We start from the raw sequence: 23,755 nt of genomic DNA on the forward strand, positions 1-23,755 counted from the left end.
GCGCTATTTTGGTGCGACTTTGAAAGTCTGCACTGCGGATGAAAATTAAGCGCTGTCCGGCTATACTCCGCGCCCTTCAAATTACCGACTCCACCCGTCTGGTCAGACCCATGAAGTTTATTGTCAAACTCTTCCCTGAGATCACCATTAAAACCAAGCCGGTTCGTCAGCTGATGACCAAGAGTCTGGCGCAAAATCTGCGCAACGTACTGCGCCCCATCTGCGCTGGCGTAAAGGTGGTCAACAGCTGGGACGCTATCTCAGTGCGCACTCCGGATGACACTGCCGAGGTGGTCAACGAAGCCGTCGCCCAGGCGCTGGAATGTGTGCCGGGCATCAGCCAGGTTCAGGCGGTACAGGAATTTCCACTGACTGATTTCGATGCCATGGTGGCGGCGACACTCGAGGTTTGGGGTGAAGCGCTGGCGGGTAAAACCTTTTGTGTGCGCTGTAAACGCATCGGCGAGCACGATTTCACGTCCATCGACGTTGAGCGTTATGTCGGTGGAGGCTTGAATCAGCAAAGCGCGGCGGCCGGCGTGCGCTTAAAGAACCCGGATCTGGAAATCCGCCTGGAAATCAAACACAACCGTTTTTATGTGGTTGAGAACAAGCGGCCGGGTCTGGGCGGTTATCCGCTGGGCACTCAGGAATCGGTTCTGACCCTGGTCAGTGGTGGTTTCGATTCGACGGTGGCGGCGTTTCAGATGCTGCGACGTGGTGTGAAAAATCATTTTCTGTTCTTCAACCTCGGTGGCGCGGCGCACGAAAATGGCGTTAAGGAAGTCACCTATTACCTGTGGAAGAAGTACGGTGCCTCACACAAGACGCACTTTATCTCGGTGCCGTTCGAGGGCGTGGTTGAGGAAATTCTCACTCAGGTTGAAGACCGCTATATGGGCGTGGTGCTTAAGCGCATGATGATGCGTGCGGCCGAGCGCATCGCCGAAGAGCAGAACATTCCGGCGCTGGTGACCGGCGAGTGCCTGTCGCAGGTATCGAGCCAGACCATGCCGAACCTGAACCTGATCGACGAAGTTACCGACCGTTTGGTGATTCGTCCGCTGATCGTCACCGACAAGCCGACCATTATCGACCAGGCGCGCGCTCTGGGAACTGCGTCCTTTGCTGAGCGTATGCCCGAATACTGCGGCGTGATTTCACGCAAACCGAACGCGGCTTGCAAGCGCCCGGCGCTGGTTGAAGCCGAATCGGCCTTCGATATGGCAGTACTGGAAGCGGCTATTGCCGAGCGGCGTATCGAGAATGTTGATCAACTGACCTGGACCGATCAGGAATCGCTGAACCAAAGCCTGCCCAGTTCGACCGCGGCCGATGCCGTGGTGATCGACGTGCGTCACCCCAGCGAAGCCGAGGCGGAGCCGTTGGAACTGGCGGATCGCGAAGTGGTGCAGATTCCGTTTTACAGCCTAAACCGTCGTTTCGCCGAGCTCGATGGCGCTAAGCAATATCTGCTGTATTGCGATAAAGGCGTGATGAGCAAGCTGCATGCGCTGCATTTGCAGGACGCTGGCTTTGCTAATGTCGGGGTGTATCGCGGTTAGATCGAATTCGGCGGTTAGGGATCGTTTGAGATCCCGGATACGGCTGACGCCGTTCCGGGATGACCATCTAGCCCTGGCGGTTTGCCAGCGCGAGCAGCCAATCTTTCAACACCTGCCCAGCCACTTCGGCATCTTCGGCGGTAATCGATTCATCCGGATGGTGGCTGATGCCACCTTCGCAACGTACGAACAACATGCCGACCGGGCAGATAGACGCCATGGCCATCGCATCGTGACCAGCGCCGCTGTGCAGGTAGCGCGGTTTTAAACCGAGCTGTTCGATGGCGCTGGCCAGGGAGCTTTGCAGTTGGTCGTCGCAAGCAACGGCCGGTGCAGCGTGAATTTCTTTCCAGCTCATTTCGATGCCGCGTTCGGCGCAGGCGACCTTGGCGGTGTCCCAGATCATATCCAGCGCGGAATCGCGTTCGTTGTCTTTTTCACTGCGGATGTCGAGGCTGATCTGGGCGTTGCCGGCAATGACATTGACCGCGCCGGGTTTGGCCTGAATTCGCCCGACGGTGGCAGTGACGCCGTGTTCGCGCGCCACTTTTTCCACGATCAAGGTGAACTCGGCGGCGGCGGCCAGGGCATCGCGGCGCAGATGCATCGGCACGGTGCCGGCGTGGCCAGCCATGCCGGTGAAGTCGATGTTAAAGCGACGCGCCCCGGCGATGGCGGTAACGATGCCGACCGGTAAGTCTTCAGCTTCCAGCACCGGGCCTTGTTCGATATGAGTTTCCAGGTAAGCCAGTACTGATTCACCGGCGCGGCTGGCCTGGCCAACGGCGTTGATGTCGAGCCCGAAACGCTCGAAAGCCTCGGCCATGCTGATGCCGTTGGCGTCTTTAATCATGGCCCAGTTCGGGTCCCACTGGCCGATAACGGCCCGGCTGCCGAGCAGGGTGGAGCTGAAGCGCGAACCTTCTTCGTCGCCGAAGCCGACCAGATCGAGGTGAAACGGCAGTCTGGTGCCTTGATTCTTCAGCTCGATCATTACCAACAGCGGCAGCACCACACCGAGAATGCCGTCGTAGATGCCGCCGTTGGGCACGGTGTCGAGATGCGAGCCGAGAATGACCACCGGAGCGTCGGGATTATCGGCGGCTAAGCGTCCCCAAAGATTGCCCGCAGCGTCTTGCCAGGAGGGTAGATCCGCTGCCTGCAGCCAGCTGGCGACCAAGGCGTTGGCCTGGCGATGCTGGTCGGTCAGATAGCAGCGTTCCATCTGGCCGGGAGTGGCGGTCAGGGTGGCGAGTTCGTCGCACCATTTTAGTGCGTCGGTTCCGAAGGAACTCATGCAAGGCTCCGATAGCTTTGGTAGGCGGCGTCGATAGCGGCGCCTGCCGTGAAGGAATGGCCGGCGCGGCGCAGACAATGCTCCAGCGCCGAGAGGGTGGTGAGCACGGCATCCAGGCGGGCGTTGTAGCCCATGGTGCCGACGCGCCAGACTTTGCCGGCGAGCGGGCCGAAGGAGGTGCCGATCTCGATGTTGAAGTCGTTCAGCAACACAGCGCGCACCGCTTCGCCATCGATGCCGTCGGGAATGTAGACCGCGCAGACGTTGTTCATGCGCTGGCTGAGATCACCATAGGGTTTGAGGTTCATGGCGGTAAGGCCGGCGAGCATGGCGTTGCCGTGCATCCGGTGGCGTTCGACGCAGGCATCGAGGCCTTCCTCGGCCATGATCTGACCGCATTCGCGCGCGCAGTAGAGCATCGATGTTGCTTCGGTGTGGTGGTTGAGGCGCTTCTCGCTCCAGTAGTCGAGAATCATCGGCAGGTCGAAATAGTTGGAGCGGATGCGCGGGCCGAGTTCTTCGTCGGCATCGCTGGCGCGCAAGCCGGCTTCGATGTGGTGGCGTTTGCGAATGACCTCGACAAAACGATCGCTGAGGGTGATCGGCGCAATGCCCGACGGGCCGCCGAGGCATTTCTGCAAACCAGCGGACACCGCATCCAGGCCCCACTCATCGGTTTTCAAGGTATTGCCGCCGATGGAGGCGGTGGCGTCGGAGTAAAACAGCACATCGTATTGTTGGCACAGCGCGCCCAGCTCGGCCAGGGGTTGCAGCATGGTGGTCGAGGTATCGCCCTGAACGGTGGCGAGCAGTTTCGGCCGCACCTTTTTAATCGCCGCTTCAACCTGTTCTGGCTGAGCAACTTCGCCCCAGGGCACATCGATGCTGTGCACCTCGGCGCCGGCGCGTTCGGCAATTTCTACCAGCAGATGACCGAAACGGCCCATGACCGGCACCAGAACTTTGTCGCCCGGTTCGATGACTGAGACCAGCACCGCTTCGATGCCGGCGCGGGCGGTGCCGTCGACCATCAAGGTCCAGCGGTTCTGGGTATCGAAGACGCCGCGATAGAGCGCCATCACATCGTTCATATAGCCGGTCATCACTGGGTCATATTGGCCGATCAGTTGCGTCGACAGCGCATTCAGCACGCGCGGGTAGGCATTGATCGGCCCTGGGCCCATCAACAGGCGCGGTGGCGGGTTCAGGCGTTGTTGTTCAGGTGCGGGCATGGAATAACCTCAGTTCAGGATCAGAGCACCAGCTGCGCGAGCATGCGCACACCGGTGATCAGCAAAACAATGGCGAAGACTTTTTTCAGCTTGGTGGCATCGAGCGCGTGGGCGATACGCGCACCGATGGGTGCGAACAGCACGGTCAGCGGGACGATGCAGATAAAACCGAGCAAATTGACCAGGCCGTAAGTGCCTGCCGGTGCATCGACCGGCGTCTGGCCGGCAATCAACAGGGTGACGGCGGCGGGCAGAGAAATAATCAGGCCGATGGCGGCGGCGGTGCCGACGGCACGATGCGCCGGGTAATTGCAGGCGGTCAGTGTGGGTACACTCAACGTGCCGCCACCGATGCCGACGAGCGCGGAAAACAAACCGATCAACGCCGCCATGATGGATTGGCCAGCTTTGCTGGGCAGGCGTTGAAACATCGGTGGGCTGCCGGCGCGCAGCAACATATTCAGCGCCGCCAGGGTGGCGATGACCCCGAACAGGGTGGTCAGCCATTCGCCTTCGGCGATGGTCACCAGATAGCTGGCCAGCAACACGCCGAGAAGCACGAAAGGTGCCCAGAGTTTGAGCAAAGCGAAATCGACATTGCCTTTGGCGTGGTGGGCGCGGATGGAGCTGAGGGAGGTCGGGATGATGGTCGCCAGAGAGGTGGCGGTGGCGATGATCATGGCGGAGTCGGCGGAAACACCCAGCCCCTGAAACACGAAAAACAAGACCGGCACGATGACGATGCCGCCGCCGACGCCAAGCAGGCCAGCGAGAATGCCAGCGAAAACACCGGTGGCTGCCAGGGTGAGGATCAGTGGCAGGGCAGAGCTGAAGGCTTCCATCAATAAGTCTCCTAAGGTCAGTCTTGGACCAGCGCGCGGCCATCGCTGCGCGGATCGGTGGCGGCCTCGAGTCGGCCATTGGCGTAGCGACGAATGGCGCCGGCATGGCCCATCATTTCACTGTGTTCGGGAACGCTGACCAGATCGTGGCCGCGCTGTTGCAGATCGCCGGCGATGCGCGCCGCCAGATCGGCTTCCAGCTTCAGGTTGTTGCTGCTGTCGCCCCAGGTGCGACCGAGCAGCCAGCGGCCGTCGGCGATGCTGTCTTCCAGCGACCGACCTTCCAGCAGATGCCGCATCATCAAGGCCGCCTGGGTTTGCGGCTGACCTTCACCGCCCATGGTGCCGTACACCAGACGGTCGCCGTTGTGGAGATCGGCGTAGGCCGGATTCAGCGTGGTGAATGGCCGGGCACCCGGACGTAGCCGATTGGGATGGCGGTTATCGAGCTTGAAGCTGAGGCCGCGATTGGTCCAGACGATGCCGGTGTCGGGGCACACCACGCCCGAACCGAATTCCCAGTACAGGCTCTGTATGTAGCTGACCATGGTGCCGTCGGCATCGACGCAGCCGAGCCAGACGGTATCGCCGGGTTCGGCCGGGTGAGGCCAGGGCGCGGCACGGTTAAGTTGAACCTGATGCGCCAGGGCGTCGAGCTGGTCTTCTTCCAGTTGATTGAAATAAGCCGGTGGCAGGTGATCGGGGTCGGCGATCAGACGATCGCGGGCGCGAAAGGCGAGCTTGGTGCATTCGACCAGCAGATGAACTCGGTCGGCCTCGCTCTTGGCTTGATCACGCACCCGATCGAACAGCGCCAGGATCATCAGTGAGGCCAGGCCCTGAGTTGGTGCCGGGAAGTTAAACAGGTCGCCATCGCGAGTTTGGGTGGTCAGCGCCTGCGGCTGGCGCACCCGGTAGTTTTGCAAATCGCCGCGCGTCAGCGGACTGCCCGCTTTGTCGAGGCTGCGCGCCAGGCTTTGGCCGACATCGCCCTGATAGAAGTCGTTTAAACCGGCGATGGCCAGATGTTCCAGGGTGTCGGCCAGTTTGGGGTTGCGCAGCTGCTCGCCTTTGTTCAGCGGGCGGTTGTCCGGGGTGTAGATGGCTCGATAGCCAGAGAAGCTTGTGAATTCGTCCGCCACCTTGTTGGACGCCGCCACCAGGCTATCGGTAACGCTTATGCCGCTGCGCGCCAGATCAAGTGCCGGTGCGAGTAAGTCTTTTAACGGTCGGTGATTGGGCAGTAAGTCGAGCGCGGCCTGCCAACCAGCAACCGCACCGGCGGTAGTCAGCGCCGAACGACCGCCGCGGTCGGGAATGGTGTCGTAACCGAGAGCACGATAACCGTCGATGCTGGCCTCGGCAGCAGCGCAACCGGTGGCATCGATGGCGATGGGCTTGCGTCCGGCCGGGCTGATCAGCCAGAAACCATCGCCCCCGAGGCTGTTCATATGCGGATAGGCGACGGCGATAGCAGCGGCTGCGCTCACCATGGCTTCGATGGCCGTGCCGCCATCGGCCAGAACACTGGCACCGGCTTCGGTGGCCAGAAAGTGAGGGCTGGTAATGGCGTAAGGCATGGTACGGCTTCCGGTAACGTATGTTTCGTTTGTTTCATACTAAGAAACAAGTGTTTCTTAGGCAAGGTTGATCAGGGTTCCAGCTCGTCCAGACGGTGATAGCTCTGCTCGATGCGTTCAATGCGCTGGCGTGTTGCTTGTGGGAAACGCTGCATCATGCCGTTGGCAACCAGTGCCACCCAGCTCATCGGCGCGGCATAGCTGGCAAAGGGGCCGGTGGATTCGAGCGGTAATACTAAATGATGTTCGGGACGACTCGGTGGTTGGTAGCCGGGTTCGGTGATCAGCACCAGGGTTGCTGGCCCGGCCAGCAGTTGGCTGATTAAACGACGAAAGCCCTGATGGCGTCGGCGCAGACCGAACAGCACAACCCAATCGTCGGCATCGAGCAGGCCCAGTTGTTCCGACAGTGATTGACCTGGCCGTGGCAGCGCCTGAACGCTGTCGCGCAGTTGCAGCCATTGGGTTTCGGCATGCAGCGCCAGCGGGAAGTTGTTGCGCAGACCGAGGCAATAGAGTCGGCGTGCCTGATAGAGGCCGCTGATCAGTTCGTCCAGATGATCGGTGCCCAGCCAGGTCTGAGTGTTGCTGCGTTCCTGCGCCAGATGGCTGTCCAGGTCGGTGGCGTCACCGGCGCGTGGTAGCAGTGGACTGCCGGGGTTGGGTGACTGCCGCAGGACTTCACGGGCGGCGTTGAAATCATCAAAGCCCAGGCGCCGAAATAAGCGGCTGACGGTGGCTTTGCTGACGCCTTGCAACTGGCTCAGTTCGGTCAGCGAATAGGTGGCGGCACGATTGGCTTCGGCGAGCAGGAATTCGGCGACGCGTCGTTCGGTGGGTGGCAGTTCGGCCCAGTGTTGCTGGATGCGATCGGAAAGCGGCATGGAGCGTCCATGAAACAAGTCTTTCGTCATTGAAACACTTGTTTCATGGGGGCGCCAGCCTCAATGCGTTGAGATGTTTCAGCCGTTGCGGCTATTCATCAGTAGCAACAAAGGACAGGTAACGGTTTTTGCCGCTGGCCTTAGCTTGATACATGGCCTGATCGGCGGCTTCGTAAAGGCTGTTGAAGTCGCCACCCTGGTGCGGATAGACCGCTACGCCCATGGAACATTGGCTGTTGAAGGTTTGGCCGCTCCAGTCGATGGGCAGTTGTAATTCTTCGAACAGCTTGCTGGCGATGGTCTCGATCTCGCCGGCGTTGTCGAGGCTGGCCAGGACGATAAACTCGTCGCCGCCGAGCCGCGCCACGGTGTCGGACTGGCGCACGCAGTTGCGCAGCCGTTCGGCAATGGCACGCAGTAACGCATCGCCCGCCGGATGACCGCGCTGATCATTGATGATTTTGAAGTCATCCAGGTCGATCACCAGGATGGCAACATGACCGCCGCGTCGCTCCGCCGCAAAACTTAGCTGCTGGAAGCGGTCTTCCAATAACAGCCGATTGGGCAGGCCGGTCAGGGGGTCATGGAAGGCCAGATGCTGGAAGGTGTCGCGGTCGTTTTCCAGGCTGCGTTGGCGTGCTTTGAACTCGGAAATGTCCTGGATGGCGCCGACCACATAACTGCGTTCGCTGGAATCGATGGCGGTCTGGGCGCTGATGCGCAACCAGCGTGCCGGTTCAAAGCCATCCAGCCGGACTTCGAAATCGGTCGGCTGGCCGCTGTCCTGGGTGCGTGCGACTTCATGCAGCAGGCGTTTTTGCGAGCCCGGATTGAACAGTTTGAGGATGCTGTCGAGGCCATTGTCGTAGGCCTGTGGAATGGCCAGTATGCGGTACGTCTCTTCGGTAAAGCTGAATTGCTGACGTTGGCTGTCGAATTCCCAGCCGCCAATGCGCGCCATGCGGTTGGTTTGCTGCAGCATGTTCTGGCTGTGTCGCAACTGATTCAGCGCCTGCTTATAGCTGCTGATGTCGCGCAGAATAAACCAGGAACCGTTGATCTCGCCGCGACTGTCGCGGAAGGCGCTGGCGCGGATGGAAATCGGCACCACTTGTCCGCCTTTGTGCATGATCTCGGTTTCAATAACGTCGGTGTAGCCGCGGTCATTGAGTTGCTGACGGAATTCCGCTTCGGTTTCTTCCCAACCCGGTGGCAACAGATCGGCGAATGCCAGGTTACTGAGCTCTTCGCGGCTGTAACCGGTCATATCCAAGTAGGCCTGGTTGGCGTAGCGCAGCTGGTTCTGGTTGCCCCAGAAGGCGATGGCATCGAGGCTGTTGCGAAACAGTGCGCGGAAACGGCGTTCGCTGCTGGTCAGACTTTCGATCAGTTGATTGCGCAAGCTGCTGTCGCGGCTGATCGACCAGACCCCGGCTGGATTCCCCGCTTCGTCGGTGACCGGAACCGGGCGAATAGACGCCGGTATCCAATGACCTTCGGCGTGGCTGTAGTGGATCTCGAACAGGCCGCCGACGTCGCCGTTAAGCAGTTTTTGCTGCAGGCTGTTGATATCACCGGACAGATGGTCGGCGGCAATAAAGTCGGTAAAGGAGCGACCGATGATGTCGCTGGCATTGCGCCCGAGCATGTCGAAAAAGGCTTGGTTGGCCAGTTGATAACGACCGTCGGTGCCGATAAAGGCAATGCCGTCGAGGCTCGATTCAAACAGCGGTGTCAGCCGCTGGTGCAGGCAGCGGCCTTCCTGGTCTGCCCCGACGACGACGATAAATCCCTGTTCACCAGCATCGTCGAACGCCAGCAGGCGAACCTCAACGCGCTGGTTGCTGGCGCTGTTGGTAATCAGCCGAGATGGATTCTCCAGGCCGGCCAGGAACTGGTCGTGCAGGGCCGGAAGAAAAGTATGCATAGGCGCACCAACGACATCGTCGGTGCAGCCAAACCAGGAATGCCAAGCGGCATTGACCTGGAGAATAAGCCCTGTCCCGTTACAGACTGCCTGGGGCGAGGGGCTTTGTTGAAACGCGGCCAGAAGAGGTGACCGCTTGTCACCCTGGTTCACGAACAGCCCTCTTTAAGCATCGACTCCATCAGGGAGCCGGAAAAGGCCGTCGTTTTTGCGCGGCCAGGTGGCGGGAGACGTACAGCGCCCTCGTTCCCGGCAAATTTTTGTTGTTAGCTGAGTAACAAATCAGTTAGGGGCTTGCGCCGACTCACCCTGTTTTTGCTTGCTCTGCTGGAACAGCACGTCGAAGTTGACCGGCGCCAGCATCAGCGCCGGGAAGCTGCCTTTGGTGACGGCAGAATCGACGGCTTCGCGCGCGTAAGGGAACAGCAGCGACGGGCAGTAAGCGCCCAGCATCTGGTCGCGGGCGTCTTCGGTGAAACCGCCCAGATTAAAGATGCCGGCCTGTTGAACTTCGACCAAAAAGGCGGTGGTGTCGCCCAGCTTGGATTCCACAGTAACCACCAGGATGACTTCGTAAACGCCTTCGCTCAGCTCACGGGTTTTGGTGTTCAGATCGAGTTTGACCTGAGGTTTCCATTCCTGCTGAAAGATGGCCGGGGTGTTGGGTGATTCGAAAGAAACGTCCCGGGTGTAGATGCGTTGAATGCCGAATTGCGGTTTTTGTTGTTCGCTCATGATGACTCCGGTGTTGAATGCTAAAAAATATTCAAAGCGTTAATGAGGGTCGCTCTCCTGGTTCAGCAACTGGTCGAGCTGGCCACTGTGTTCCATGGCATAAAGCTCGTCGCAACCGCCGACATGGACATCGCCAACCCAGATTTGCGGCACGGTGTAACGGCCGCTTAACTGCATCATTTCCTGTCGCTTTTCCGGTTCGTCGTCGACCGGGATCTCCGTGTAGCGAGCGCCTTTATGTTCCAGCAGTGCTTTGGCGCGGGCACAAAAACCGCACCAGCGAGTCGTGTATAAAGTGACCGTTGCTTGCTGTGCCATCAGGATTAACTCGCTTGGATAGATAGGGTTAAGACTTCACCAGCGGCAAGCTGGAGTTTTGCCATTCCAGAACGCCACCGCGCAGTTTGTGCAGATTTTTGTAGCCGGCCTTGGTCAGCAAAGCGCCGCTGGCGCCGGCACTGGTGCCGGTTTTGCAAACCAGGATGATGGGCTTGTCTTTATAGGCGTCCAGTTCGCTCATGCGGTTGGCAAATTCACGCGAGGGAATATTGATGGCGCCGGGCAGGTGACCTTTGCGGTATTCGTCTTTGGGGCGCAGGTCGACGACCTTGGCGTCCTGGCTGTTGATCAGGGTGGTTGCCTGCTGTGGCGAAACACCTTTACCGCCTTTGCTGCTTTCGGTCGCCAGCAGGGCTGCTAACAGCGCCACCCAGATGGCCGCCAAAATCCAATGGTTGATCACGAATTCGAACAGTTGTTGGAGCATAAGGTCCTGACTCTAAAGACGGTGAAAAATTAAGCGCCGGAGTATACACCAGCGACCCGGCCAGCCATAGCCGCAGGCAAGCAATCGTGGCGATAGCCAGACCAGACCGTCGTCAGACTCGCTAGATGGCAGCGGAATCAGTACACTAACGGCATGTAATTTTCCTACATTATTGAACTCATAATTAAGTTGGAGGTAGACCCATGGCGGTTGCAAAGCCAGCAGTACTGGTGATTCTCGACGGCTTTGGCCACAGTGAGACGTCTCAGTCCAATGCCATCGAAAAAGCCAAGGCCCCGACCTGGAAACGCTTGTGGCAGGAATATCCGCATTCACTGATTCACACCTCGGGCATGAACGTCGGCCTGCCGGATGGTCAGATGGGTAACTCTGAAGTCGGCCATATGAATCTGGGCAGCGGTCGCATCGTTTATCAGCAACTGACCCGCATCACCAAAGACATCGAAGACGGTGCCTTTTATGACAACGCTGAGTTGACCAAGGCTGTGGATACCGCGGTATCCAACGGCAAGGCGGTGCATATTCTCGGTCTGCTGTCGCCCGGTGGCGTGCACGCTCATGAAGATCATATTCACGCCATGGTCGATCTGGCCGTTAAACGTGGCGCCGATAAAGTCTATGTTCATGCCTTCCTGGACGGTCGTGATACGCCGCCGCGTTCGGCTCTGCCGTCCATCGAGAAGCTGGAAAGCAAGCTGGAAAAACTGGGTGTTGGCGGCATCGTCTCGCTGATCGGTCGTTACTACGCCATGGACCGCGATAACCGTTGGGAACGCGTCCAGGCTGCCTACGATTTGCTGACTCAGGGCAAGGCCGACATTGTTGCCGGTACGCCAATGGATGCGCTGTCGGCGGCTTACGATCAGGATAAAGACGACGAGTTCGTGCCGGCTTCCTCGATTCGTGCTGAAGGCAGCGAAGCGGTGAAACTCGAAGACAGCGATGCCGTTGTCTTTATGAACTTCCGTCCCGACCGCGCCCGCGAAATCACCCGCGCCATCATCGATGATGGCCTGGAATCTGATCTGGATCGTTCGGTGCGTCCGAAGCTGGGCGCCTTTGTCTGCCTGACCGAATACGCCGCCGACATCGACGCGCCGGTGGCCTATCCGCCGGAGTTGCTGAGCAATACGCTCGGTGAGGTGATGGAGCAACAGGGCAAGAAACAACTGCGCATTGCTGAGACGGAAAAATACGCTCACGTCACCTTCTTCTTTAATGGTGGTCGTGAAGACGTCTTCGAGGGTGAAGATCGCATCCTGGTGCCGTCACCGAAGGTGGCGACTTACGATCTGCAACCGGAAATGAGCGCCCCTGAAGTGACCGAAAAACTGGTTAAGGCAATTGATGACGGCACTTACGATCTGATTGTCTGCAACTACGCCAACGGCGACATGGTCGGCCATACCGGCAAGATGGACGCAGCTATTAAAGCGGTAGAAGCGCTTGATGAAGCGCTGGCCAAAGTCACCGAAGCGGCCTTGCGCGCTGGCGGTGAAGTGCTGATTACCGCAGACCATGGTAACGCTGAGCTGATGGTCGACCCGGAATCCGGCGGCGCTGTGACCAGCCACACTACCTTCCCGGTGCCGTTGGTTTATGTCACCGAAACCAACAAGAACGCCAAACTGGCCGAAGGTCGTCTGGCCGACATCGCACCAACCTTGCTGGCGATGATGGGTCTGCAGCAACCGTCTGAGATGACGGGCCACAGTCTGATCGAAAACTGAGCGCCTGAACGGGCCGCTGGTAAAGGTGACGAAAGGGGGCCGCCCGGTCCCCTGGCGTCGCTGGTCTGCTTGGGGTAGCCTGCTGAGCCCATGCCAACGCATTTGAATCCGGGCTCCGCTGACTTGGTACGTCCTTTCCTTTTCTTCCGTCTTTTCTGTGTGCTCGGGTTCTGTCTCGTCGCACCGCTGTGGCTGCCGGCCTGGGCGGAAGATGACCTGACCTTGCGGCAACGCGAACTGCAACAGTTGCAAGGTCAGATTCAAGCGCTGGAAGCGGAATTGCGCTCTCGGCGCAGCGATGTCTCGGAACAGCGTCAGGCTCTGGAAACCACTGAGCGACGTCTGGGTGAAAACAATCGACGCTTGCGCGAAACCGAGTCGCGATTGACTCAGGCACGCAATCAACTGGATGCGCTGACCGCCGAACAGCGCGATCTGGAGCAGAAACAGGAAGAACAACGTGCCACCATTCGCGCCATCCTGCGTCTGGCTTATAAGCAAAACAATCAGCCGCTGATCAAATTATTGTTGTCCGGCCAGCGCCCGGAAGAGCTGGCACGGCAGATGCACTACTTTGCCATCCTCAACGAGGATCAAAATGCCGCCTTGCAGGCCTGGGTGGAACGATCCGAGCGGCTGTCGGCTAACATTGACGAACAAGAGCAATTGACCGAGCAGTTGCAGAACGATCGTCAACAACTGGCGCAGACGCGCGATGAGCTGGCGCAGCAAAAGAACCGGCGTAGCCAGATTCTGGCCAATCTCAATGCCGAGGCCGAAGCCGCCGAAGCAGAGCTGGCGCGTAAGGAAGCCGAGCAGGAACAGCTCAATGAATTGATTGAACGGATGCAATCGGAACTGGCCGATCTGGAGTTTGATTTCCCCGAAGGCTTCGATATGGCAGAGGTTAAAGGTCGCCTGCCGTGGCCGGTTGACGGCTCGTTACGGGCAGGTTTTGGCCGTCCCATCGACGGGTCGCGCCTGAATTGGCAAGGTTGGTGGATTGGCGCCAATTCCGGCACTGCCGTGCATGCCATTCATCGCGGCCGGGTGGTGTTTGCTGACTGGTTGAATGGCTTTGGCCTGTTGATCATTCTCGATCATGGCGATGGTCTGATGACGCTCTATGGGCGTAATCAGGCCTTGTTGCGCGACGTCGGTGCCTGGGTAGGCGCAGGCGACGTGATTGCCGAAGTGGGCCAATCCGGTGGATTTACCGAGCCAGGCCTGTATTTTGAGTTACGCCGCAACGGTCGTCCGGAGAATCCCGATGACTGGTTGCTGAATCGTTAGAGGGTCTTATGTGGCGACTAGTGAGACCTTCTAGTGACCGAACAGCCGTGCTAACTGAGCCTGGGTTGCTTAGAATGGCGGCAGTTCCGACACCGCAGAACGCGCCCCGGGTGACGCTATGCCATCGAACACAGACGCGAAAGGAACCCTTATGAAGTTGATTCGCAGCCCCTGGTTGACTGCACTGACGGCCTTGATTGTTGGTATTTCCATCGGTATTGCCAGCAGTGTCCACGCCGAAAAAAGTCAGACCCGCCTGCCGGTAGATGACGTCCGTATGCTGTCTCAGGTACTGGATCGCATCAAACAGGCTTACGTTGAAGACATTGATGACAGTGAACTGATTGAAAGCGCCATTGAAGGCATGCTGTCCGGTCTCGACCCACATTCCGATTACCTGACCCCGGAAGACTTCGCCGATTTGCGCGAAAGCACCTCGGGTGAGTATGGCGGCCTGGGTATTGAAATCACTCTGGATGAAACCGGTTTTATCCGCGTGGTCGCGCCCATCGACGATACCCCGGCGTTTCGTGCGGGCATGCAGTCGGGCGATCTGATTACCCAGATTGATGACACCCCGGTAAAAGGTATGACGGTCAACGATGCGGTCACCCTGATGCGCGGTGAGCCCGGCGATCCGATTGAACTGACGGTGGTGCGCGAAGGCGAAAATCAGCCGCTGACCATCGAAATCGTGCGTGATGTTATTCAGATCACCTCAGTGCGCCAGCGCATGCTCGAAGACAACTTCGGCTATGTGCGCATCTCCCAATTCCAGGAACGCACCGGCCGCGACTTTGTCGAAGCCATGGAAGAATTGCGCGATGAAAACGGTGGTCCGTTGGATGGCATGGTGCTGGACTTGCGCAATAACCCCGGCGGCGTGCTGCAAGCCTCGGTCGAGGTGGTCGATGCGCTGATTTCCGAAGGCCTGATCGTCTATACCGAAGGTCGTCTGCCCAACAGTGCCAGCCGCTTCCGCGCGCATTCTGAGGATCCGAGCGAAGGCGTCAATCTGGTGGTGCTGATCAACGGTGGCAGTGCCTCGGCTTCGGAGATCGTTGCCGGTGCCATTCAGGATCATCATCGCGGCATCATTATGGGTACGCGCAGCTTTGGTAAGGGCTCGGTGCAAACCATTCTGCCGCTGGATGAAAGCCATGCCATCAAGCTGACCACGGCACGCTACTTCACGCCCTCAGGTCGCTCCATTCAGGCGCAGGGCATCGTTCCGGACATTGAAGTTCGTCCCGGCAAACTGACGCAGGAAAATGGCAACCCTTACTACACCGAAGCGGATCTGGCCGGTCACCTGGCTAACCCGGAAGGTGAAAACGGCAGTGAAGACCGTGCCGAAGACAGCACTGACACCGATACCCAGTTGATTGATGATTATCAGCTGTATCAGGCGCTGACAGTGCTCAAAGGCATGCGCTTTTTGAATGGCGCACGTTAACAGCTGCAAAGGCGTGCGTTGGGTTGGTCTGTGCCTGTTGTTGGCGTGGACCAGCCTGACTCAGGCTTCGACGCAGGTTGCCATCGTCGTTGACGATCTGGGCAACCAATGGCGTGCGGGGCTCAGCGCCATCAATATTCCCTTCGTTCAAACGCTCGGCATTATGCCCGGGCGTCCCTTCACTCAAGCGCTGGCACAGGAAACTCACCGGGCTCAAAAGACGGTGATCGTGCACGCGCCGATGTCGAACCAGCGTGGGTTGCCCTTGGGTCCGCTGGGATTGGACCGCGCCGAAGGTCGTGAGCAGTTACTGGCCAATCTGCTGGCTGGGCTCGACGGCGTGCCCTTTGCCGAAGGGTTGAGCAATCACATGGGCAGCCAGCTGACGCGCGATGCGGAAGCCATGGGTTGGGTGATGGCAGAGTTGAAACAGCGCCAGCTGTTTTTCTTTGATTCATTGACCATTGCCGATTCCCAGGGCTGGCGGGTCGCCGATGCCATGGGCGTGCCCTGGTCGCGACGCCGTATCTTTCTCGATCATGAGCGCACACCGGAATTTCTTGCCCAGCAGTGGCAGCAGGCGCTGGCCATCGCGCGTCGTCAGGGCAATGTGACCATCATCTGCCATCCTTATCCGGAAACGCTGGCGTTCTTTGCCAGCCTCGACCCGGCGGACTATCCCGATATCGAATGGGTGTCGTTGAAGCCTTTGTTGAATCAGCCGCAGCCTTCGCCTGTCGAGCCCGAGCCGACGCCCATCGCGCCTGATCGCAACCTCTGGGTCGAGCGGCCGCACGGTATGCCCAAAGGTTCATGACCGGTTCAGCTTTCTGTGCCAAAATCCTTTACATCAAAATGACAAATCGCTGACACAGGAGTTGAATATGAAGCGATTAGCGGCCCTTCTGCTGGCCTCCCTGCTTGTGTTGTCTGGTTGCGCCACCCTCAGTGAAGAAGAATGTTTGACCGCTGATTGGTTCTCCATTGGCTTTGAAGACGGCGCTAATGGTTATCCCGCCAACCGCATCGGCGCTCATCGCGAAGCCTGTGCCAAGCATGGCGTTACGCCGGACCTGCGTCAGTATCAGGACGGTCACGACGAAGGTTTGTTGAACTTCTGTACCGCTCGTAACGGTTTCAGCCGCGCCCGCAACGGCTACCAGTACACCGGCATCTGCCCGCCGTCACTGGAGCCGGAGTTCCTTGATGGCTATCAGGCAGGCCGGGAAATCTACGCGGTGACTTCGGAAATCAGTGGCCTGCGCAGTGAGCAGCGCAGTAACGAGAATGAGTTGTCGCAGTCGCAACGTCGTTTGAGTGAAATGGAAGCGGTACTGTTCTCCGAATCGCTGAGTGAAGAGGAACGTCGCGCGACCTACAACGAAATCACTCGTTTGCGCGAACGCCAGGGCGCGTTGCGCAGCCGTAACGAACAGTTGATTCGTGATATTGCCGACGCCGAAGCACGGCTGCGTATGCTCGAGGATCGTTTCAGTTACTTCTGATGGCCTGGATTGATGCCCATTGCCATCCGGACAGCCTGCCTGATCCGGATGGCGCTTTAAAAGAAGCACAAGCCGCTGGCATCGGTCAGTGGATCTTGCCCGGTACTGAGCCACAGCAATGGCGCGCTGCCGGGCAACGTTTTTCGTCCGACCCTCGTATCCGTCTCGCCTTTGGTCACCATCCCTGGTTTTTACCGCCGACTGAGCCTGATTTAACGTCTTTGCAAAGGATGTTGTCGGGATACCCGCAGTGCATCGCGCTGGGTGAAATCGGGCTGGATTTTCATTCCGGAAATGCATCGAACGCCTCGCCCGAATTACAGCAGCGCTGGTTCGAAGCCCAACTGGCCGTGGCGAGTGAATACCAGTTACCGGTGATCGTTCATTCAGTGAAAGCTCATGATCGGGTGCTGGCGCTGCTCAAACGTTATCCGGACGTCCGTGGTGTGGTGCATGCGTTTTTGGGACCCTATCAACAAGCAATGGCTTACCTGGATAAAGGTTGGTATCTCGGCTGCGGTAGTCTGATATTGAAGTCTGCTAAAACCCGTGATGCCTTTGCTCGCATCCCGGCTGAGCATATCTTGCTGGAAACCGATGCGCCGGATATGCGTCCGGCGCAACCGGCCCATGATAATCCTCTGTTGGATCTGTTGCAGACGGCGGAGTGTCTTGCTCAGGCACGATCTCAGAGTCTTGTTTCTTTAATGGAACAGACCTCCGCCAACGTTCAGCGACTATTTCAGAAATTCTAATCAACTAGCTCTAATTATTTAGATAGGCAGGTCCTGTAGGTCTCTCTATAGTGATTTGGGTTTTCTAACCAACTCAAAAAAGGATTGTTTCAATGAAAATGTTATCTCCCTGGGCTCTGCTGGTTGGCCGCGTGCTGATCTCCTACATGTTTATTCTGTCGGGTTTGAGCAAGATCACTGGCCTGGAAGGCAATCAGGCTTATATGGAAATGGTCGGCGTGCCTGGCATTCTGATCTATCCGGCAATTCTGGTCGAAGTACTGGGTGGCTTGGCGGTATTGATCGGCTATCAGACTCGCATTGCCGCTGTTCTGTTGGCTGGCTTCTGTATACTGTCCGGTTTCCTGTTCCATTTCGATCCGGCCGATCAGATGCAAATGATCTCCTTCAACAAGAACATCGCCATCGCTGGTGGTTTCCTGTTCCTGGTGGCCATGGGCCCTGGCAGCCTGAGCGTTGAAGGTCGCAAAGGCTAAGCCGAATTGTGTTAACGATCGACAAGGGCACCCGATGGTGCCCTTTTTTATTTAGCCCGGAATGGTATTGAGCGGCCTTTCACACCTTTTGGGGCGGTTTTAGGTTAAGTTGTGACAGGGATAACGAAACCTTCTCAGCCGGAGCTTGTTCCATGCCTTTAACCAAAACAGAAACCCTGGAAGCATCATTACGTCGATTGATGTTGGTCGTGGTCGTGACGATGCTGGCTGTTTTCGCGATGCCAAACACGCAATCCGATGCATCACCGAGCTTCAATTTTACCCACTCATTGGCGGGTTATTCGCAATAAAATGGTTCTCTGTCAGACACTGATCTGTCATCGACCTGTAACTGCAACCTTCTAAAACGGTATTGGCGGCTATAGTGAAAGTGCCAAATGAAACCGGGGAGGGCACAGGGTGGCGGCTGATATCAGCTTTGCTTCGTTCAATCTCTATAACTTTCAAAAAGCCGGTTTAACCACTTACACCAGCACGCCTATTAGCCAGAAGGAATATCAAGGTAAACGCGATTGGATCCGTCGCCTCCTGATTGAGGTGGATGCCGACATCGTGGTGTTTCAGGAGCTTTGGCATAAGGACGCTTTGGATGATGTTTTGTCGGTTGCTGAATTATCTGGGTACCGAACGCAATACATCGCAGACCGTTGGTACAACATCGCGGTAGCCATGATCGTCCGTGCGCCCTGGCAAATAACCTCGGCTGAGGTGATTAAAAAATTTCCGTTCACCAAGTTAGTGAAACTCGATGAGGGTGATGGTGAAGACGACGAAGTCAGCGTTAGTATTGATCAGTTTTCACGCAGTATTATCAAGGCGCAGGTTGCTCATTCATCGGACCGAAATACGCCACCCTTTACGCTTTACGCCTGTCATTTGAAATCCAAACTGCCTGCTCGGGTGACCCGCTTGCCCAGTCATTATCGAAGCGCAATAGGCAGCGCCCTCTCGACCATACGTCGCACCGCAGAAGCGACCGCCCTGCGCATGATGCTGATCGATCAGTTGCGTGGATCCAACACCCCGGTCGTCGTAATCGGTGATTTAAATGACGATCCGCTGAGCAATACCTTGAGTCTGATTACCGATCAGCCAACGCTGTCGAACCGGGCGCGTGGTGCCGACCGTTCGCTGTACAGCACCTTGTTTTTCCAGCAACTGAAATCCTTCCGGGACGTCTATTACACCCACGAACACAACAGTCACAAAGGGGTGCTGGACCACATACTGGTGTCGGAAGAATTCTTTGAGTATTCCCAGGATATGATCTGGAAACATCAGGACACCCGCATCTGGAACGATCACATTGATGACGATAATCCGTACCGTACGGACCATGGAATTATTCGATCATCATTTCGTTAAGATGGAGGCGAAGCTGCCCGCATAGCAGGTTTTTCTGAGGAGTAAATTGGGTGAAACATCCGGACTAGCAGTCCTTGTGTCGCATCATTCAACAGGGTGAGTGCCTGGCGCAAGGCGTTATGGCTGGGAAGCCTAGAGCTTTAAGATAGTCACCAGTAAAGACAACCTTTATTATGTCTTTTAGGGAACGAATCTCCGCTTTGAAACTAACTAAGGGAACTGAACCATGCCTCAAATTCAAAAATATCCGCTAGCTTGGCGACTACTGCACTGGCTAATGGCCCTGATGATCTTCGCACTAATACCCATCGGTATCGTAATGGCCGAACGTGCAGCCGCTAATATTTGGGGAGCGCTGACCAATACCTTGTACAACTGGCACAAGGCGATCGGCTTTAGCGTTCTGTTGCTGATGGTGGTGCGGATCGTGATGAAGGTGTGGCTTAAGGGGCCAGCGTATCCGGATACCTTGCCGCGTCACTTGCAACTGGCCGCTCATAGTTTGCACTCTTTGCTTTATATCTTGCTCGTATTAACGCCTCTGTTTGGTTGGGCCGGTGTTACGGCCTATCCGGCACTGGTGACCCTGGGCGGGTATCACTTACCGGCTATGCCGTTTGTGCCTGTGGACGAATCACTGGCCAATCGTTTGTTTGCGATTCACGGCTTCTTGGCGATTTCCTTGGGCCTGTTGATCGTCGGCCATATTGGCGCGGCGACGAAGCACCTGATCGATAAAGACGGCTTGTTCCGGCGCATGCTGTAACAGCCGTCTTTTTTATCGAGTATTACTGATCGAGCGTTGCTTTATCGGGCCTTGATGGCCACCGAATAAGTCTCCAGAAACGCCTGTTGGCGTTGCATGATCTCAGGTGGGGCTGCCTCTTCGGGGATGCCCAGCAAGCCCCACCTTGCCAGCCATTGGCCGGCCGTTTCGCTGCCCGTCAGAGCGCAAAGCGGTACGGCCAATATCAGCCCGATGACCGTGGGCAGCATCCAATACAACAACGAAGACGATTGCCACAGCAGCAGTCCGAGCACCACTATTCCGAGCAGGGTCTGCACGCCATGATTGGCGATTAACGGCCGCCAGATGACGCCACTGCCATGCCGCCGCTGGGCCGACCAGCCGGAATCTTGCCCGCAGGCGATTTCCCATAAGTGACGACTGTGCACCAGCATAAAAATGGGCGCGTGCAGTACCGAGAACAGCATTTCCAGCAAGGCACTGACCAAAAACCTCAGTCGGCTGGTGCCGCCGCGTCGCGTTTTGCTCAGTAAACCGCCCAGCAATCCCAACACTTTGGGCAGCAGCAACAGCGCCATGGTGCACACGAACAGCCCGACCATGCGGTCTGAATCGAACCGGGGCAGCGCGCCACCGGCAGTGCCCTGGCTTTCTTGCAGCGCAAAGCGCGTGCTCAGCACCAAGCCTACCGTCACCATGGCGAGCCACAGCAGGGACGTCAGGTAGTTCATTACACCCATGATCATGTGCGTGCGGCTCGGCCAGCGCAGGCCGCGAGTGCGTAACACCGCCAGGTGTTGAACGTTGCCTTGTGCCCAGCGCCGGTCGCGAATGGCGGCGTCGCTCAGGGTCGGTGGGCATTCTTCCCAGGAGCCGCCCAGGTCGGGCAGCATCCGTACCGACCAGCCGGCGCGCCGAATCAGCGCGGCTTCGACAAAATCGTGTGAGGCTATGTCGCCGCCGAAGGGGCGTGGGCCCGGCAGTTGGGGCAAGCCAGCCGCCGCCGCGAAAGCGCGGATGCGAATGATGGCGTTGTGTCCCCAGTAGTTGCCGCTGTGGCCCTGCCAGGCGCACAGGCCTCTGGCGAACACCAGGCCGTAGGCCAAACTCGAAAATTGTTGCAGCCGGGCAAAGAGGGTTTCGCCAGCGTATTGGCGGGGCAGGGTCTGCACAATGCCGGTGTTGGGGTCGGCATCCATTTCCCGCACCAGGGTGGCCAGGGTGTCCGCGGCGATCAGGCTGTCGGCGTCCAGCACTACCATGTAGTCGTAACTGCTGCCCCAGCGGTTGATGAAGTCGCGAATGTTGCCGGTTTTGCGTTCGGTGTTCTGGGTGCGCCGGCGGTACCAGACTGACATGGTTTCACCCAGACGATCACGCAGGCACTGCACAGCAGTGGTTTCGGCGCTGATGACATTTATGTCGTTGCTGTCCGAGAGAATGAATATCTCGAAGTGCCGGTGCAGGTTCAGGCGGCCCAAGTCTTCGCCCATGGCGGCGAGGGCGGCGCAGGCGCTGGCGGCGTCCTCGTTGTAAATGGGCATCAGCAGCACGGTTTTACCACGCAAGGCGGCATTGAGCTGGGCTTGCTGTGAACTGGGTCGAACGCGATAGAACAGCAGCGAGGCCATGGCGGACGTCGCCGTCAGCGAAATCCAGCCGAAGGTTAGGGTGAACAGTCCCAGCAGTAGCCACAGCAATGCGCTGACCCAGAGGTCGCCGGCACCGGTTGTGGTCGCGGCATCGCTGAGCGGCAGCGTCAAGTACATCTGCCAACTGGCGACGATGGTCAGCGCCAGGCTGCCGCCAAAGGTGAAGTAACGCGCCAGCCAGGTGGCCAGCGTTTTGCGGTCGGCAAATGTGTTCGGGCGCTGTGACAGCTGTTGGGTCGGCATGGCTAGGGGCGATGCCGGTGGCGTGAGTGATGTTGTCATCGCGTCCACCGATACAGCCAGGTTTCACCCCAGGGCTGGCCGTTAACTTCAAGCGCGACGCGCAGTTCGGCTAAATCAGCTGCACCCGGGTTGAGTTTTACGTAGGTCTGGTAGTGACCGGTGGCCTCTATCAGAGTGCCGCTGACATCGGTGATATCACCCGCGCTGGTGCTGGCATGGATGCGTACGGCATCAGGATGGTCCGCCAGGTCGGGCAGGGCGGAACCGTCGCTGTAATCAATCACAAAAATGCGGTCATTACTGCCCAGTGCGCGGCCGGAAGCGGTGTTGGTGATGCGTCCTTGTGCCGGTGCGTAGGCCGAGGCCGCGCCCCAGTGCAGGCGGTATTGGTAGCGGTAAGTCTGGCCGACTTTCAAGCCACCAGCCGGTTGCCAGTAGGCGACAATGTTGTCCTGGTATTCACCGTCGGTCGGAATTTCCAACAGTTCGACGTGGCCTTGGCCCCAATCACCCAGCGGCTCGACCCAGAGTGACGGCCGTTTGTCGTAACGGGCTTCGTTGTCGTTGAATTGCTCGAAGGTGTCTCGGCGCTGCATCAGCCCAAAGCCGGCCGGTGTGGCGGAGTCGGCGGTTGCAAAGGACGAGGCTTGCCAATGGGCCGGGTTGGCCAGGGGGCGCCAGATCTGCTCGCCATTGGCTTGCGCAATTTGCAGGCCGTCGGAATCGTGTACGGCGTTGCGGAAATCGTCGAACCGGGCGCGGTTGGTGGTGTCGAACATAAACATGGAGGTCAGCGGGGCAACGCCAATGCGCGGTGTGTCGATGCGCGGGTAGAGGTTGGCATCGACGTCCATGGTGGTCTCAATGCCGGGTGTCACAGTAAAGCGGTAGGCACCGGTAACCGAGGGGCTGTCGAGCAGGGCGTAGACGATGATGTCACTGTCGCCGCTGGCCGGCTGTTCAATCCAGAAATCGGAAAAGTACGGGAATTCTTCATCGCCTTCGCCGACGGTATTTACTGCCAAGCCGCGTGCAGAAAGGCCGTAGAATTGGTTTTTAGCGACCGCCCGAAAGTAGCTGGCGCCCAGGAACACCAGAAATTCGTCGTAGTAGTCGGCGGTGTTGATAGGGTGGTGAACCCGAAAGCCGGCATAGCCGTCGGCGCTTAGGTTGTTCACGTCAATGGAGCTGTCGTCGTAGTTGAACACCGCGGTATCGAAGTTCAAGCGACGAGCCACGCCGTTTTCCACCAGGTGAATGCCGACGGGCAAGGTGTGCAGAAACCCCGGGTGAAACAATTGCAGCTGAAACGGGCTGGGTTCGTCACTCCACACAGCGTGGTTCGGATCAAACCGGATGCTCCGGTATTGGTCATAGCTCAAGGCGCGCAGCGCGCTGTCGTCGGCCAGGCTATCGGGTGTGAAAGGTTTGCTCGCCAATTCGCGGGCCTGGTCCTCAAGCCAACGTTGGTTAAATGCCGGGGTGTCGGACGCTGACGCCGGTGGCGCCATGAGCGACCGGATGAACAGCAGGCCGGCTATTAATAGCAATAGCAGGACTGCCACAGCCCAATAACCGGGCCGGGTACTTCTAGGTAACATGATGTTTTTCCTTTCCATCAAGTGCGGGTCGAGAGTGATGCGTGCGTATTCAAACAGGGTG

General features: G+C 58.0%; 22 protein-coding genes. 10 read left to right on the top strand and 12 right to left on the bottom strand.

Translation table 11 applies throughout. The annotated features are described in order from the left end of the window. The first annotated feature begins 110 nt into the window (after nt 1-110). Nucleotides 111-1,565 (top strand): tRNA uracil 4-sulfurtransferase ThiI, encoded by a 1,455-nt coding sequence (thiI, locus tag ABMA60_RS05695; RefSeq protein ID WP_392799975.1) that lies wholly within the window; start codon nt 111-113, stop codon nt 1,563-1,565. 67 nt (nt 1,566-1,632) lie between these two features. Here thiI and ABMA60_RS05700 read toward each other — a convergent pair whose 3' ends face one another. The 9 genes from ABMA60_RS05700 to ABMA60_RS05740 form a co-directional block, all read right to left on the bottom strand. Further along, on the bottom strand, nt 1,633-2,862 hold the full coding sequence (locus ABMA60_RS05700) for an allantoate amidohydrolase (RefSeq protein WP_392799977.1): 1,230 nt from the start codon (nt 2,860-2,862) through the stop codon (nt 1,633-1,635). Next, nucleotides 2,859-4,094 (bottom strand): pyridoxal-phosphate-dependent aminotransferase family protein, encoded by a 1,236-nt coding sequence (locus ABMA60_RS05705; RefSeq protein WP_392799980.1) that lies wholly within the window; start codon nt 4,092-4,094, stop codon nt 2,859-2,861. The genes ABMA60_RS05700 and ABMA60_RS05705 overlap by 4 nt, the downstream gene beginning before the upstream one ends. A 20-nt stretch (nt 4,095-4,114) precedes the next feature. Further along, nucleotides 4,115-4,936, bottom strand: coding sequence for a sulfite exporter TauE/SafE family protein (locus ABMA60_RS05710; protein WP_392799982.1), 822 nt, complete (start codon nt 4,934-4,936; stop codon nt 4,115-4,117). Nucleotides 4,937-4,953: 17 nt separating this feature from the next. After that, a complete protein-coding gene (locus ABMA60_RS05715; protein ID WP_392799985.1) occupies nt 4,954-6,516 on the bottom strand; it encodes a gamma-glutamyltransferase family protein in 1,563 nt (520 codons plus the stop codon). Nucleotides 6,517-6,587: 71 nt separating this feature from the next. After that, on the bottom strand, nt 6,588-7,400 hold the full coding sequence (locus tag ABMA60_RS05720) for a MurR/RpiR family transcriptional regulator (protein ID WP_392799988.1): 813 nt from the start codon (nt 7,398-7,400) through the stop codon (nt 6,588-6,590). 91 nt (nt 7,401-7,491) lie between these two features. Continuing rightward, complete coding sequence (locus tag ABMA60_RS05725; protein WP_392799990.1) at nt 7,492-9,480, bottom strand: diguanylate cyclase domain-containing protein; 1,989 nt, start codon at nt 9,478-9,480, stop codon at nt 7,492-7,494. Between the two features lie 129 nt (nt 9,481-9,609). Continuing rightward, nucleotides 9,610-10,062, bottom strand: coding sequence for a protein-export chaperone SecB (gene secB, locus ABMA60_RS05730; RefSeq protein WP_392799992.1), 453 nt, complete (start codon nt 10,060-10,062; stop codon nt 9,610-9,612). Nucleotides 10,063-10,101: 39 nt separating this feature from the next. Beyond that, entirely contained in the window at nt 10,102-10,380 is a 279-nt protein-coding gene (grxC, locus tag ABMA60_RS05735) for a glutaredoxin 3 (RefSeq protein ID WP_392799995.1), read from the bottom strand. A gap of 28 nt (nt 10,381-10,408) precedes the next feature. Beyond that, nucleotides 10,409-10,828, bottom strand: coding sequence for a rhodanese-like domain-containing protein (locus ABMA60_RS05740; RefSeq protein WP_392799997.1), 420 nt, complete (start codon nt 10,826-10,828; stop codon nt 10,409-10,411). A 203-nt stretch (nt 10,829-11,031) separates the two neighbouring features. Between ABMA60_RS05740 and gpmI the strand changes: the two genes are divergently transcribed. The 7 genes from gpmI to ABMA60_RS05775 all read left to right on the top strand — a co-directional run bounded on the left by gpmI (nt 11,032) and on the right by ABMA60_RS05775 (nt 18,064). Then, nucleotides 11,032-12,579 (top strand): 2,3-bisphosphoglycerate-independent phosphoglycerate mutase, encoded by a 1,548-nt coding sequence (gpmI, locus tag ABMA60_RS05745; protein WP_392799999.1) that lies wholly within the window; start codon nt 11,032-11,034, stop codon nt 12,577-12,579. Nucleotides 12,580-12,669: 90 nt separating this feature from the next. Then, on the top strand, nt 12,670-13,872 hold the full coding sequence (locus ABMA60_RS05750; RefSeq protein ID WP_392800002.1) for a murein hydrolase activator EnvC family protein: 1,203 nt from the start codon (nt 12,670-12,672) through the stop codon (nt 13,870-13,872). A gap of 151 nt (nt 13,873-14,023) precedes the next feature. Further along, entirely contained in the window at nt 14,024-15,328 is a 1,305-nt protein-coding gene (locus tag ABMA60_RS05755) for a S41 family peptidase (protein WP_392800005.1), read from the top strand. Then, nucleotides 15,315-16,145, top strand: coding sequence for a divergent polysaccharide deacetylase family protein (locus ABMA60_RS05760; RefSeq protein WP_392800008.1), 831 nt, complete (start codon nt 15,315-15,317; stop codon nt 16,143-16,145). Before ABMA60_RS05755 ends, ABMA60_RS05760 begins: the two co-directional genes overlap by 14 nt. A gap of 67 nt (nt 16,146-16,212) precedes the next feature. Then, the gene (locus tag ABMA60_RS05765) at nt 16,213-16,833 is read left to right on the top strand and encodes a DUF2799 domain-containing protein (protein WP_392800010.1); all 621 of its coding nucleotides are present in this window, start codon (nt 16,213-16,215) and stop codon (nt 16,831-16,833) included. Then, nucleotides 16,833-17,588 (top strand): TatD family hydrolase, encoded by a 756-nt coding sequence (locus ABMA60_RS05770; RefSeq protein ID WP_392800013.1) that lies wholly within the window; start codon nt 16,833-16,835, stop codon nt 17,586-17,588. Before ABMA60_RS05765 ends, ABMA60_RS05770 begins: the two co-directional genes overlap by 1 nt. 92 nt (nt 17,589-17,680) lie before the next feature. Then, entirely contained in the window at nt 17,681-18,064 is a 384-nt protein-coding gene (locus tag ABMA60_RS05775; RefSeq protein WP_392800015.1) for a DoxX family protein, read from the top strand. Between the two features lie 79 nt (nt 18,065-18,143). On the opposite strand, the gene ABMA60_RS05780 is transcribed toward ABMA60_RS05775, so the two are convergent. Further along, complete coding sequence (locus ABMA60_RS05780; protein WP_392800017.1) at nt 18,144-18,341, bottom strand: hypothetical protein; 198 nt, start codon at nt 18,339-18,341, stop codon at nt 18,144-18,146. A 143-nt stretch (nt 18,342-18,484) separates the two neighbouring features. On the opposite strand from ABMA60_RS05780, the gene ABMA60_RS05785 reads away from it, so the two are divergent. Further along, on the top strand, nt 18,485-19,450 hold the full coding sequence (locus ABMA60_RS05785; RefSeq protein WP_392800019.1) for an endonuclease/exonuclease/phosphatase family protein: 966 nt from the start codon (nt 18,485-18,487) through the stop codon (nt 19,448-19,450). A gap of 226 nt (nt 19,451-19,676) precedes the next feature. Further along, entirely contained in the window at nt 19,677-20,216 is a 540-nt protein-coding gene (locus ABMA60_RS05790; RefSeq protein WP_392800022.1) for a cytochrome b, read from the top strand. Nucleotides 20,217-20,257: 41 nt separating this feature from the next. Here the strand turns inward: ABMA60_RS05790 and mdoH are convergent, their stop codons facing one another. Together mdoH and ABMA60_RS05800 are read right to left on the bottom strand one after the other, a co-directional pair. Then, nucleotides 20,258-22,132: a glucans biosynthesis glucosyltransferase MdoH gene (mdoH, locus tag ABMA60_RS05795; RefSeq protein WP_392800025.1), complete on the bottom strand. Its 1,875-nt coding sequence runs from the start codon at nt 22,130-22,132 to the stop codon at nt 20,258-20,260. After that, nucleotides 22,129-23,694: a glucan biosynthesis protein gene (locus ABMA60_RS05800; RefSeq protein WP_392800028.1), complete on the bottom strand. Its 1,566-nt coding sequence runs from the start codon at nt 23,692-23,694 to the stop codon at nt 22,129-22,131. Before ABMA60_RS05800 ends, mdoH begins: the two co-directional genes overlap by 4 nt. Between the last annotated feature and the right edge of the window lie 61 nt (nt 23,695-23,755).

The sequence above is a fragment of the Saccharospirillum sp. HFRX-2 genome (assembly GCF_043196805.1).
In the GTDB taxonomy this organism is placed as follows: Bacteria; Pseudomonadota; Gammaproteobacteria; order Pseudomonadales; family Natronospirillaceae; genus Saccharospirillum.

Bases quoted from the DNA above. Each gene is read 5' to 3' on its own strand.
- ABMA60_RS05750 (WP_392800002.1), top strand. From the start codon at position 12,670: ATGCCAACGCATTTGAATCCGGGCTCCGCTGACTTGGTACGTCCTTTC.
- thiI (WP_392799975.1), top strand. From the start codon at position 111: ATGAAGTTTATTGTCAAACTCTTCCCTGAGATCACCATTAAAACCAAG.
- ABMA60_RS05800 (WP_392800028.1), bottom strand. From the start codon at position 23,694: ATGTTACCTAGAAGTACCCGGCCCGGTTATTGGGCTGTGGCAGTCCTG.
- ABMA60_RS05720 (WP_392799988.1), bottom strand. From the start codon at position 7,400: ATGCCGCTTTCCGATCGCATCCAGCAACACTGGGCCGAACTGCCACCC.
- secB (WP_392799992.1), bottom strand. From the start codon at position 10,062: ATGAGCGAACAACAAAAACCGCAATTCGGCATTCAACGCATCTACACC.
- grxC (WP_392799995.1), bottom strand. From the start codon at position 10,380: ATGGCACAGCAAGCAACGGTCACTTTATACACGACTCGCTGGTGCGGT.
- ABMA60_RS05770 (WP_392800013.1), top strand. From the start codon at position 16,833: ATGGCCTGGATTGATGCCCATTGCCATCCGGACAGCCTGCCTGATCCG.
- ABMA60_RS05755 (WP_392800005.1), top strand. From the start codon at position 14,024: ATGAAGTTGATTCGCAGCCCCTGGTTGACTGCACTGACGGCCTTGATT.
- ABMA60_RS05790 (WP_392800022.1), top strand. From the start codon at position 19,677: ATGCCTCAAATTCAAAAATATCCGCTAGCTTGGCGACTACTGCACTGG.
- ABMA60_RS05710 (WP_392799982.1), bottom strand. From the start codon at position 4,936: ATGGAAGCCTTCAGCTCTGCCCTGCCACTGATCCTCACCCTGGCAGCC.
- ABMA60_RS05775 (WP_392800015.1), top strand. From the start codon at position 17,681: ATGAAAATGTTATCTCCCTGGGCTCTGCTGGTTGGCCGCGTGCTGATC.
- ABMA60_RS05760 (WP_392800008.1), top strand. From the start codon at position 15,315: ATGGCGCACGTTAACAGCTGCAAAGGCGTGCGTTGGGTTGGTCTGTGC.
- mdoH (WP_392800025.1), bottom strand. From the start codon at position 22,132: ATGACAACATCACTCACGCCACCGGCATCGCCCCTAGCCATGCCGACC.
- ABMA60_RS05715 (WP_392799985.1), bottom strand. From the start codon at position 6,516: ATGCCTTACGCCATTACCAGCCCTCACTTTCTGGCCACCGAAGCCGGT.
- ABMA60_RS05700 (WP_392799977.1), bottom strand. From the start codon at position 2,862: ATGAGTTCCTTCGGAACCGACGCACTAAAATGGTGCGACGAACTCGCC.
- ABMA60_RS05705 (WP_392799980.1), bottom strand. From the start codon at position 4,094: ATGCCCGCACCTGAACAACAACGCCTGAACCCGCCACCGCGCCTGTTG.
- ABMA60_RS05740 (WP_392799997.1), bottom strand. From the start codon at position 10,828: ATGCTCCAACAACTGTTCGAATTCGTGATCAACCATTGGATTTTGGCG.
- ABMA60_RS05765 (WP_392800010.1), top strand. From the start codon at position 16,213: ATGAAGCGATTAGCGGCCCTTCTGCTGGCCTCCCTGCTTGTGTTGTCT.
- gpmI (WP_392799999.1), top strand. From the start codon at position 11,032: ATGGCGGTTGCAAAGCCAGCAGTACTGGTGATTCTCGACGGCTTTGGC.